Below are 11,102 nucleotides of genomic sequence, written 5' to 3'. Positions count from 1 at the left end.
TGGCCCTTGCACATGAAATCCATCGCCTGGAGGTGCGAAAACGCGGTCGGGCGGATCTTGCAGCGGTAGGGCTTGTTGCTGCCGTCGCTGACCAGATAAACACCGAATTCGCCCTTGGGGCTTTCGGTGGCGACATAGACTTCGCCGGCAGGCACATGAAAGCCCTCGGTGTAGAGCTTGAAGTGGTGGATCAGCGCTTCCATCGAGCTTTTCATCTCGCCGCGCAGGGGCGGGACCACCTTGCGGTCGGATGAGGCGATCGGGCCTTCGGGCATCTCGGCGATGCACTGCTTCATGATCCTGGCCGACTGGCGCACTTCCTCAACGCGGACCATGAACCGGTCATAGCAATCCGAATTGGTGCCGACCGGGATCTCGAAATCCATGCGGTCATAGACGTCGTAAGGCTGGCTTTTGCGCAAGTCCCACGGCAAGCCGGCGGCGCGGATCATCGGGCCGGAGAAGCCCCAGCGGATCGCGTCTTCCTTGCTGACGAGCGCGATATCGACGTTGCGCTGCTTGAAGATGCGGTTGTCGACCACAAGGCTCATCGCATCCTCGAACAGCCGCGGCAGGCGGGTGTCGAGCCAATCGGCGATGTCGGTCAACAACTTGAGCGGCACGTCCTGGTGCACCCCGCCCGGGCGGAACCAAGCCGAGTGCATCCGCGCGCCCGATGCGCGCTCGAAGAAGTTGAGGCAATCCTCGCGGATTTCGAACAGCCACAAGTTGGGCGTCATCGCGCCCACGTCCATCACATGGCTGCCCATGTTGAGCATGTGGTTGCAGATGCGCGTCAGCTCGGCGAACAGCACGCGAAGGTACTGCGCGCGCAGCGGCACTTCGATGTTGAGCAGCTTCTCGATCGCGAGCACATAGCTGTGCTCCATCGCCAGCGGCGAGCAGTAATCGAGCCGGTCGAAATAGGGCAGCGCCTGGAGGTAGGTCTTGTGCTCGATCAGCTTTTCGGTGCCGCGGTGGAGCAGCCCGACGTGGCAATCGATCCGCTCGATGATCTCGCCGTCAAGCTCCATCACCATGCGCAACACGCCATGCGCGGCCGGGTGCTGCGGGCCGAAGTTGATCGTGTAGTTGGTGATGACCTCGTCGCCGGTGGTGGGCGACTGTTCCAGAGCAAAGCTCATGCGCCGTCTCCGTCAGGCTTTGTGCGCGGTTCGCGGTCAGGCCGGTTTTCGGTCGGATCGGGCGCGCCGGGTGCAGGGATCGAAGTCTCGACCGGGACCGGCCCACCGACCGGCTCGACGATGAGCGAATTGGCAGGCTCGCCCGCACCGGTGTGTTCGGATTTTTCGGTCGTCTTTGGCGTGTTGACCGGCGCAGGAGGCGGAGGTGTCGGTGCCGGCGGACTGGCAGGCGGCGGCGGCGCGGCGACCACCTTCTCGTCGCCGGGCAGCACGTAATCGGCGCCTTCCCACGGGCTCATGAAATCGAACTGGCGCAAGTCCTGCGCAAGCTGGACCGGTTCGTAGACCACGCGCTTGTCTTCTTCGGAATAGCGCAGTTCGACATAGCCGGTCAGCGGGAAGTCCTTGCGGAACGGGTGCCCCTGGAAGCCATAGTCTGTGAGAATGCGGCGCAAGTCGGGATTGCCCGCGAACAGTACGCCGAACATGTCGTAAACTTCGCGCTCGAGCCAGCCGGCGTTGGGCCACAGCGTTGTGACGGTCGGCACCGGAGCGTCCTCGGCGGCGTCGACCTTGACCATCACGCGATGGTTCTTGGTCAGGCTGAGCAGCATGTACACCACCTCGAACCGCTCGGCCCGCTCGGGGTAATCGACGCCCGCGATTTCCATCAATTGCTGGTAGTCGTGGCTGTCGCGAAGCAGGCGCAATGCATCCGCGATGCAGTAGCGTTGCACGGACAATACGACCTCGCCGTGCTCCTCCTTCGCAGCGACGAGCATATCACCCAATGCAGCCGAAAGCGTATCCTTGACGCCCTCGTTCGAGGCGATCTTCGGGGCGGAGTGGTAGATCGCCATCAGGAACGCACCTTCAAGCTGGCAAAAAAACGATCAATGGTGAGTCGCTGATATTCGAGGTTCGGCTTCTTCTCTGGATCGCTGCCGACTGTAAATGTCACAACCTTGTTGCGATTAATTTCGACTAGCAAACGCTGCACTAGGTTGCCTTCGATTTCGAAGCGCTCCGCAAACGTGCGATGGCCGGGGACAGGCAAATCGATCGTGGGCGCGCTAGCGCGACGTCCGGACATTTTAGACAGTTTATCAAAAATGGGCTTCGTGCCGGGCACGGACGGCACGCCCCCTATGTTGATCAGAAAAACCAACCCATCCTTTTCGCATCGGACGTCCTTCAAGGTTCCGCCCATGAGCAAGTCATCGTTGCCTCCGGAAATTTTGAGAGACTCTGGAGGGCATGGAATCTCGACAGAGAAGTCCGGATCAACTTGGTCAAGAAGGAACCAAGCCGCTCGTTCGCCAGCGTCACCTGGCGCCACAGTCACCGCCACAGGCTGCAGCGTCACCATTGGGGGCAGGTCAGGAGTCACCGCTCGATTGTCCCCGCGCGGCGGATTTTCCGTTGCAATTGCATCACGCCATATAGCAGCGCCTCGGCGGTCGGCGGGCAGCCAGGCACGTAGATATCCACCGGCACGATCCGGTCGCAGCCGCGCACCACCGAATAGCTGTAGTGGTAATAACCGCCGCCATTGGCGCAACTTCCCATGGAAATCACGTACTTGGGCTCGCTCATCTGGTCATAGACCTTGCGCAGCGCCGGGGCCATCTTGTTGCACAGCGTGCCCGCCACGATCATCACGTCGGACTGGCGCGGGGACGCGCGCGGGGCGGCGCCGAACCGCTCCATGTCATAACGCGGCATGTTGACGTGGATCATCTCGACCGCGCAGCAGGCAAGCCCGAAGGTCATCCACCACAGAGAACCGGTGCGCGCCCACTGGAACAGGTCCTCGGTCGAGGTGACGAGGAAACCCTTGTCCGAGACCTGGCTGTTGAGATCGTTGAAGAACGACACGTCCGGCGCGGTGATCGCGCCAGCGTCAGGTTGGGTGATCAAAGTGCTCATTCCCAGTCCAGCGCCCCCTTCTTCCATGCGTAGGCCAAGCCTACCAGCAGTTCGCCCAAGAACACCATCATCGTGGTCCAGCCAGCCCATCCGGTGTCCTTGAGGCTGACCGCCCAAGGAAACAGGAACGCGGCTTCAAGGTCGAAGATGATGAACAGGATCGCGACGAGGTAAAACCGCACGTCGAACTGGCTGCGCGGATCTTCGAAGGCGGGAAAGCCGCATTCGTACTCGCTGTTTTTCTCGGCATTCGGCTGGTGCGATCCGGTCAGGTAAGAAACCCCGATCGGCAGGAACACGAACGCCGTCGACAGCGCGAGCGCGATGGTCAGGAAGATCAGAATTGGCAGGTACTGCGAAAGATCGACCATGTGCGAACCCCGGGGGAGACGACCCAATTGAACAGCTTAGCTGCACGGCGGTGATTTGGCGGCGCCTCTTGCACGATTTCCATGGAATCGCGCTCGCGCCGTTCGCCACGCGCCCTAGTCTCGGTCCGGGCGATCCGCAAGTGGGGGCGAATCGGGATTGGGCGCAAACCTTCGGATTTTGGGCGATACATGCCCTTTGGCCATGCCCTTTGGGTCATTTTGACGACCCGATATCTGCGAAAATCGCAAATCGCCGCGGCTATTGCCAGCCGAACCCCTGCAGGCAGAACAAGGGCCATGCCGCAACCGCGATGCATGTGCCCAGCGGCAGCGCAGTGTCGGCGGCAATCTTCTGCCTCAGCAGCAGCATCGCCACCGCCGAAACGATTCCGACCAGGCTCGCGCCGAGCAAGGCTTCGACCACGCCCAGCGGGCCCAGCCACAGCCCGACCGCGCCCATCAGCCAGGGATCGCCAGCGCCCATGCCCTCGACACTGCGCACCCGCCGGTAAAGCAGCCGCACCAGCGCCAATGCGCCCCAACCCAGTGCGCCACCCAACAGCCCAACCGTGATATGCATCGGCACATGTTCGCGCAGCGCGATGGCTGTCGCCCCTGCCAGGCCGGTGGCGGCAAGCAGGCCGACCAGTCGCAAAGGCAGCCGGAAATACCGGGCGTCGATCAGCGCGAGCAACAACAATTGCCAGCCCATCACCACCATAAGCGCGGCAAACCAGGGATCGTCGACCAGAAACCACGGCAAGAAGCCGATCGCAGCAGCCAGCACTTCGGCGGCAAGTTGCCAGAACCCGATCGACGATCCACATGTGCGACACCGGCCTTGCAGTATCAACCATGATCCGATCGGCACAAGATCGTCGATCGACAGGTGCGTTGCGCAACCATCGCACACCGAACGGCCGCGGATCAGCGAGCGGCCTTCGGGCATCCGCACCAGCGCAGTGCCGATGAAGCTGCCGACGCAGGACCCTGCCAGCGCGCCGATCGCCGCAGCGATGCCCTGGCCGAACCCCGCGATCAAGCGCCCATCCCGGCCGCGATCACCCGCGAAACCGAGGAATTCAAAGCTGTTGCGAGGCCAATATCTGGCGTAATGTCGGTGGACCCCTTACCCTGTCGCCGCATGCCGGCGCGCTCGACCGCGAATTGCCTTTGCTGCAATGCAACAGTATGAGCGCTCAAGTTTCCTCGCCGTTCCGCCAAGCCTAGCACAAGAAGGTGCATTCGCCATGACCCAGTTCTCTGCTGCCGATCCGGTTGTCATCCTGTCTTACGCGCGCACGCCGATGGGCGGGATGCAGGGCGTATTTTCCGAAGTTTCCGCCACCGACCTTGGCGCCACGGCGGTCAAGGCGGCGGTCGAGCGGGCGGGCATCGACGGCGCCTCGGTTGATCGCGTTTACATGGGCTGCGTGCTGCCCGCCGGTCTCGGCCAGGCACCCGCGCGCCAGGCCACGATCAAGGCCGGACTTCCTGCCTCGGTCCAGTCGACCACGGTCAACAAGGTATGCGGATCGGGTATGCAGACGGTGATCATGGGCGCAGAAGCGCTGGCCAGCGGCTCGGTCGACATGGTGATCGCCGGCGGCATGGAAAGCATGACCAACGCCCCATACCTGCTCAAGAAGCACCGCTCGGGCGCGCGCATCGGGCACGACACGGCTTATGACCACATGTTCCTCGACGGGCTGGAAGATGCCTACGAACCCGGCCGCGCGATGGGCACTTTCGCGCAGGACACCGCCAACGATTACCAACTGACCCGCGAGGCGCAGGACGCCTACTCGATCGAATCGCTGCGCCGCGCGCAAGCCGCGATCGCCGACGGCGGGTTCGCCGGCGAGATTGTTCCGGTCACCTTCAAGACCCGTGCCGGCGAAACCACGGTCGACACCGACGAACAGCCCGCCAAGGGTCGTCCCGACAAGATCCCCGCGCTCAAGCCCGCTTTCGCCAAGGACGGCACGATCACCGCGGCAACCTCGTCGTCGATATCGGACGGCGCTGCAGCGGTGGTTCTCACCCGCCAGAGCGTGGCCGATGCGCAAGGCTTGAAGCCTGTCGCGCGCTTGGTGGCGATGGCCGGACACGCCCAACTGCCCAAGGACTTCACCACCGCGCCGGTCGGCGCGATCACCAAGCTGCTCGACCGCGCGGGCTGGAGCGTGGGCGACGTCGATCTTTTCGAGATCAACGAGGCCTTCGCCTGCGTAGCGATGTTCGCCATGCACGATCTCGGCATCCCGCACGAAAAGGTCAACGTCCACGGCGGCGCGACCGCGCTGGGCCACCCGATCGGCGCTTCGGGCACGCGCATCATCACCACGCTGGTCGGCGCGTTGAAGCACCACGGCAAGACCAGGGGTGTTGCATCGCTGTGCATCGGTGGCGGCGAAGCGACGGCCGTGGCGATTGAACTGGTTTAGGCGAACTCGTTTGGGCGAATTGGTGTGATCGGCCGACGCAGGAGTGCTATGGACAACGCCTCATATCTGGGGAGAGTCGTTTCATGAAAAAGCTTCTTGTTCTTGGCGCGGTTGCGCTTCTGTCTGCCTGCGGGTCGAAGGTCGTTCCCGCGGCCGATGCCACGGCCTCGGCCGCAGCAATGGGCGATGCCAGCGCCCCGGCCATGGGCGCCGCCAGCGCGCCTGCCATGGCGGCTGCAGGGCCAAAGCCGGGCAGCTATGACACGGTTGCGCCCGATGGTAAGAAGGGCGTCACCACCATCATGGCCGACGGTGCGTTTGTCGATCGCACTGCGGAAGGCAAAGTGACCGCCAAGGGCAAGATGGCGATGAAAGATGGCAAGACCTGCTTCACCGACGACAAGTCCAAGGAAGAATGCTTCACCGACAGCGCTCCGGGCGCCGATGGCAGCTTCGAAGCGACCGGCGCCGACGGCAAGGTGACCAAGGTTTCGCCGCACAAGAAGAAGTAAGCCCGATCGAATGGCCTCTCCCTTTTCGGGGGAGGCCAATTCTCAGCCTATCAGAACTCGACCGCGCCCCACACCGCCTTGCGATTGACCCATCCCTGGCGCGTATCGCCTTGTAAAGTCTGAATGGTGAAGCGGCACCAATCACTCGAACATTTGTCGAGTTTGCCGATGACGCCCGCGCGCGCGCGCCACAACAGCCGCCCGCCGCCATCGTTCTTCTCGCGCACTTCGGCCATGTCGTCCTTGACCATGCCGGTCCGGCCGTGGCCAACCAGCCGCTGCAACACCCAGCCACGCGCGCCGTCGGGATCTTCGACCAGCCACCACCCGCCCATCGCGCGCAGAACTTTCACCGGAAGACCCTTGCGCTGGTAGATGTATTTCACGCGATAATCGAAGCCCGGACCGACGTGCATGTTGGCGTGGTCGGCCTTGATCGAGCCCCAGTGCGGATATTCATCAGCGGCAGCGTGGAGCGGCTCCACCGACATCAGCGCAACCAGTGCGGCCACGACAACCCGCAGCCAGCGCTTCGCGTGCACGGTGCCGGGTTGCTGCCCGGCAGGCCGACCAGCCTGTTTCATGATTCTTTTCGTCTCCACCAGTGATCCCGTCACCGACCGCAAGACCAAACACGATACACCATCGGCCACGACGGGCAACAGCAGGAATGTCCCCTGCCCGAAGTCTCGCTTGACCCGATGCGCCTTGGCGTCCTAGCGATTGCGCATCATGCCAGGCTCGAATCCCTTGGATCCAGGATCTGCCGTCCGCGCGGCCGAGGCCTATGGAGAGCGCCCGGCGCGGCGCATCGAAGGCAAGCCGGCGGTCATCGTCACGCGGCGGCTGCTGCCCGAAACCGAACGGCGGATGGACGAACTGTTCCACGTCTCGCTCAACCCCACCGACGCCCCGCTGAACCGCCCGCAATTGATTGCGGCCATGCGCAATTGCGACGTGCTGGTGCCTACGGTGACCGACCGCATCGATGCAGAGATCATCGCCGCGGCGGGGGACCGGATAAAGCTGATCGCCAGCTTCGGCGCGGGAGTCGATCACATCGACCTCGCGGCAGCACGCGCGCGAAAAATCATGGTCACCAACACCCCCGGCGTGTTCACCGATGATACCGCCGACATGACGATGGCGCTGATCATCGCGGTGCCGCGCCGTTTCGTCGATGGCGGGCGGGTACTGCGCGAAGGCAACTGGCAGGGCTGGAGCCCATCCTCGATGCTCGGCCACAGGCTCGGCGGAAAGCTGCTCGGCATCATCGGCATGGGTCGGATCGGCCAGGCTGTTGCGCACCGCGCGCGCGCATTCGGGCTGTCGATTGCCTACCACAACCGCCACCGCCTGCCCGAATCGATCGAGAACATGCTCGGCGCGCGGTGGGAGCCCGATCTCGACACGCTGGTGCGCGATGCCGATATCCTGACGCTGCACGCACCTGCCACCACCAACGGCCAGCCGGTGATCGATGCGCGGCGGATCGCGCTGATGAAGGCCGATGCCTATATCATCAACACCGCGCGCGGCGGCTTGATCGATGAAAATGCGCTGATCGAAGCGCTCGAATCCGGCCGCATCGGTGGTGCCGGGCTCGATGTCTATGCGCACGAACCCGATGTCGATCCGCGCTTGATCGCCTTGCCCAACGTTTCGCTCCTGCCGCACCTTGGAAGCGCCACGTTCGAAGGCCGCGCGGCTTCGGGCGAGAAGGTCATCGCCAATATCCGTTTCTGGGCCGACGGCCATCGCCCGCCCGATCAGGTGCTGCAAGGCTGGGCGTAAAGCCCATCGCAGAGCGGCGTCCCCCGCCAATGCTCGTCAACCATATCTTGACTTGGCGTGGTTAAAGCCACCGAAGGTTGCCACGGCGACCGCAACGGGGAATCGAAAACCATGCTCAAGACGGTCGCGGCACTGATCGCCGCAGCGGCGCTGCCGGCGGTGGCATTCGCGCAGCCGGTGGCCGACGCAGTGAACCAGGTTGTCGGCGTGTCGCCGACGGGCCAGATCGTCGGTGTCACGCTTACCGATGGCGCCGATAGCGGCGATACTGCCTGGGTGCTGGCGGCTTCGGCGCTGGTGCTGCTGATGGCCGCGCCAGGGCTTGCGCTGTTCTATGGCGGACAAGTGCGCGCACGCAACTTTCTGTCGGTGGCGGTGCAAGCGGGCGCGGTGATTTCAGTCGCATCATTGCTGTGGGTGATGGTCGGTTACACGCTGGCATTCGGGCAAGTATCGGGAGGATGGATCGGCGCGGGCAATGCCTGGATGCTGATCAACCTCGATGACGTGCGCGCCGGCACGACCGTTTCCGAAAGCACATTCGCGCTGTTCGAGATGGGCCTTGCTGCGATTGCGCCAGCTCTGATGATCGGCACCTGGGTCGATCGCGCGCGGTTCGGCTGGGTGGTCGCATTTTCCGCGCTGTGGAGCCTCCTGGTCTACGCGCCCGTCGCGCACTGGATCTGGGGCGGCGGCTGGCTGGCTGCAAAACTCGGTACGGTCGATTTCGCGGGCGGAATCGTCGTTTTCACCACCGCGGGCGTTTCCGCGCTGGTGGTGGCGCTCCTCATGGGCAAGCGAGTGGGTTTCCCGCGCGCACCGATGCTGCCGCACGCGCCGGGGTTGACGCTGGCCGGCGCCGCGCTGCTGTGGGTCGGCTGGTTCGGTCTGAACGGCGGATCGGCGCTGACCGCCAGTGACGATGCCGCCAGCGCGATCCTCAACACCCACCTTGCTGCTTGCGCCGCGGCGCTGGCGTGGCTGCTCATCGAGAACTTCACCGCCGGCAAGCCCACCTCGGTCGGCTTCGCCAAGGGCGCGTTGGCCGGCCTCGCCACGATCGCGCCGGCCGCGCAATGGGTCAGTCCAGGCGCGGCGATCCTGTTCGGCGCATTGGCAGCGGTGGCCTGCTACGGTGCGACCCGGTTGACCCGGCGGCGGCTGGAAATCGACGATTCGCTCGGCGTGTTCGCAACCTTCGGCGTTGGCGGAATGCTCGGCGCGTTGCTGGCGGCGGTGTTCATGGCGCCGTCGCTCGGCGGCACCGGCTATGCCCAGGGCATGAACATGGCGCGCCAACTGGTTGCCCAAGGCGTGGGCGTCGGCGTGATCGCACTGTGGAGCGCAGTCGCCACGGCGATCGCCGCGCTGATGGTCAGCCTGGTCCTGCCGATGCGCGTGACCGAGGACGACGAACGCGAAGGCCTCGATCTGGCCAGCCATGGTGAACGCGCGTGGGTGCACGATTGAGGGGCTTGCTGCCCCTCAATCCCCCGTCAAAATCCGATCAACCAGTTGCTTCACCGTGGGGGTGAAGTTGTTCGAATAGAACGGGTCCTGCTTGAAACGATAGGCTGCGTGGCCGGCGAACATCAGGTTTTCGTCGATAGGGCCGCCATGCGCAATATCCTGCAAGGTCTTCTGGATGCAGAAGCTGCGCGGATCGGCGAGCCGGCCGGTGGTGTAATCGTCGTGGTCCTTCCATGACGAGAACGCACAGTGCGAAAGGCAACCCATGCAGTCCTTCTGGTCCTGCTGGATCACCGCCCGTTCGGCCTGGCCAACGAACACCACGGTATCATCGGGGGTGCGCAAGGCATCGGTGAACCCTGCGCCAAACCACCCGCGCGCACGATCGCGATCTGCGGGCGCGACCCAGAAGTTCTTGCCGCGCACGCCCACGTCGAGTTGGACGGTATGTTCGCCCGCCGCCACCTTGGAATACGGAATCTGGCGTTCGGACCGCGCCTCCAGGCTCCGCAGGAACGGATTGAGCACCGCCGAGGAATAGAAGCCCGTGGGCGAGAACTTGTGCAGCAGCACGTCGCCCGGCTCGATATCGCGCAACGCGTCCTTCCACCCTTGCGGGATCGGGCTTTCCTCGGTCAACAGCGGGCGCGTGCCGAACTGGAAGGCGATGCTGCCCAGTTCCGGGTTATCGATCCAGTTGTCCCATTCGCGCAGGAACCAGACGCCGCCGGCCATGATGATCGGCACGCTATCGGCAATGCCCTCGGCGCGCATGGTTTCGCGCAGCGCCTTGACCCGCGGATAGGGATCTTCGGGCTTGCGCGGGTCCTCGGCATTGGAAAGGCCGTTGTGCCCGCCGGCCAGCCACGGGTCTTCATAGACCACGGCCGCCATCAGGTCCGAAACCTTGTGATACGCCCGCTTCCACAGCGCCCGAAACGCGCGCGCCGATGAAATGATCGGCAGGTAGTTCACGTTGAAGCGCTGCGCGATTTCGGCCAGCTTGTAAGGCATGCCCGCGCCGCACGTCACCCCGGTGATCATGCCGCGCGTCCGTTCCAGCACGCCTTCGAGCACCGCTTGCGCGCCGCCCATTTCCCACAGCACGTTGATGTTGATCGCGCCTTTGCCGCCAGACAGCTCGTAAGCGCGGTGCACCTGCTCAACCGCGCCGTCGATCGCGTACTGGATCAACTGCTCGTGCCGATCACGCCGCGTGAGCTGCGCGTAAAGCTGTGGCACGATCTTGCCTTCGGCGTCGTAGCTATCGGCATTGACCGCGCTGACCGTGCCGATCCCGCCCGCGGCCGCCCAGGCGCCCGAGCTCATGTGGTTGGTTGCGGCCACGCCCTTGCCGCCCTCGATCAGTGGCCAGACTTCGCGTCCGCCATAGAGGATCGGCTTTAGGCCCTTGAATGGTGACATAACTTCCTC

Annotated in this window: 12 protein-coding genes; 4 read left to right on the top strand and 8 right to left on the bottom strand. The window is 63.9% G+C overall.

The genetic code is table 11. From position 1 onward, the window contains the following. The 6 genes from Q0R16_RS06515 to Q0R16_RS06490 all read right to left on the bottom strand — a co-directional run. Window positions 1-1,145 (bottom strand): NADH-quinone oxidoreductase subunit D (locus tag Q0R16_RS06515; protein WP_295633796.1); only part of this gene is annotated, 1,145 nt, incomplete at its 3' end. Beyond that, window positions 1,142-2,005 carry an NADH-quinone oxidoreductase subunit C gene (locus Q0R16_RS06510; protein ID WP_295633793.1) on the bottom strand — a complete coding sequence of 288 codons (864 nt, stop codon included), beginning with the start codon at window positions 2,003-2,005 and terminating at the stop codon, window positions 1,142-1,144. The genes Q0R16_RS06515 and Q0R16_RS06510, both read right to left, overlap by 4 nt. Further along, window positions 2,005-2,535: a hypothetical protein gene (locus Q0R16_RS06505; protein ID WP_295633790.1), complete on the bottom strand. Its 531-nt coding sequence runs from the start codon at window positions 2,533-2,535 to the stop codon at window positions 2,005-2,007. The genes Q0R16_RS06510 and Q0R16_RS06505 overlap by 1 nt, the downstream gene beginning before the upstream one ends. Continuing rightward, window positions 2,532-3,074, bottom strand: coding sequence for an NADH-quinone oxidoreductase subunit B family protein (locus Q0R16_RS06500; RefSeq protein WP_295633787.1), 543 nt, complete (start codon window positions 3,072-3,074; stop codon window positions 2,532-2,534). Before Q0R16_RS06500 ends, Q0R16_RS06505 begins: the two co-directional genes overlap by 4 nt. Beyond that, window positions 3,071-3,445, bottom strand: coding sequence for an NADH-quinone oxidoreductase subunit A (locus Q0R16_RS06495; protein WP_295633784.1), 375 nt, complete (start codon window positions 3,443-3,445; stop codon window positions 3,071-3,073). Before Q0R16_RS06495 ends, Q0R16_RS06500 begins: the two co-directional genes overlap by 4 nt. Window positions 3,446-3,704: 259 nt before the next feature. Beyond that, window positions 3,705-4,487 carry an A24 family peptidase gene (locus tag Q0R16_RS06490; protein ID WP_295633781.1) on the bottom strand — a complete coding sequence of 261 codons (783 nt, stop codon included), beginning with the start codon at window positions 4,485-4,487 and terminating at the stop codon, window positions 3,705-3,707. Between the two features lie 208 nt (window positions 4,488-4,695). On the opposite strand from Q0R16_RS06490, the gene Q0R16_RS06485 reads away from it, so the two are divergent. Next, on the top strand, window positions 4,696-5,892 hold the full coding sequence (locus Q0R16_RS06485; protein WP_295633778.1) for an acetyl-CoA C-acyltransferase: 1,197 nt from the start codon (window positions 4,696-4,698) through the stop codon (window positions 5,890-5,892). Window positions 5,893-5,975: 83 nt separating this feature from the next. After that, window positions 5,976-6,404 carry a hypothetical protein gene (locus tag Q0R16_RS06480; RefSeq protein WP_295633775.1) on the top strand — a complete coding sequence of 143 codons (429 nt, stop codon included), beginning with the start codon at window positions 5,976-5,978 and terminating at the stop codon, window positions 6,402-6,404. Between the two features lie 50 nt (window positions 6,405-6,454). On the opposite strand, the gene Q0R16_RS06475 is transcribed toward Q0R16_RS06480, so the two are convergent. Further along, window positions 6,455-6,988, bottom strand: coding sequence for an SH3 domain-containing protein (locus Q0R16_RS06475; protein ID WP_295633772.1), 534 nt, complete (start codon window positions 6,986-6,988; stop codon window positions 6,455-6,457). 226 nt (window positions 6,989-7,214) lie between these two features. Between Q0R16_RS06475 and Q0R16_RS06470 the strand changes: the two genes are divergently transcribed. Both Q0R16_RS06470 and Q0R16_RS06465 read left to right on the top strand, forming a co-directional pair. Beyond that, a complete protein-coding gene (locus Q0R16_RS06470) occupies window positions 7,215-8,198 on the top strand; it encodes a D-glycerate dehydrogenase (RefSeq protein ID WP_295633810.1) in 984 nt (327 codons plus the stop codon). Window positions 8,199-8,309: 111 nt separating this feature from the next. Next, the gene (locus Q0R16_RS06465; protein WP_295633769.1) at window positions 8,310-9,668 is read left to right on the top strand and encodes an ammonium transporter; all 1,359 of its coding nucleotides are present in this window, start codon (window positions 8,310-8,312) and stop codon (window positions 9,666-9,668) included. A 15-nt stretch (window positions 9,669-9,683) separates the two neighbouring features. Here the strand turns inward: Q0R16_RS06465 and Q0R16_RS06460 are convergent, their stop codons facing one another. Next, window positions 9,684-11,093 carry a nitronate monooxygenase gene (locus Q0R16_RS06460; RefSeq protein ID WP_295633765.1) on the bottom strand — a complete coding sequence of 470 codons (1,410 nt, stop codon included), beginning with the start codon at window positions 11,091-11,093 and terminating at the stop codon, window positions 9,684-9,686. Window positions 11,094-11,102: the final 9 nt, after the last annotated feature.

Origin of the sequence: Novosphingobium sp. (genome assembly GCF_025351285.1) — a bacterium.
In the GTDB taxonomy this organism is placed as follows: Bacteria; Pseudomonadota; Alphaproteobacteria; order Sphingomonadales; family Sphingomonadaceae; genus Novosphingobium.
Note: the sequence above shows the minus strand (reverse complement) of the source record. Positions and strands in the feature narration are given on the sequence as shown.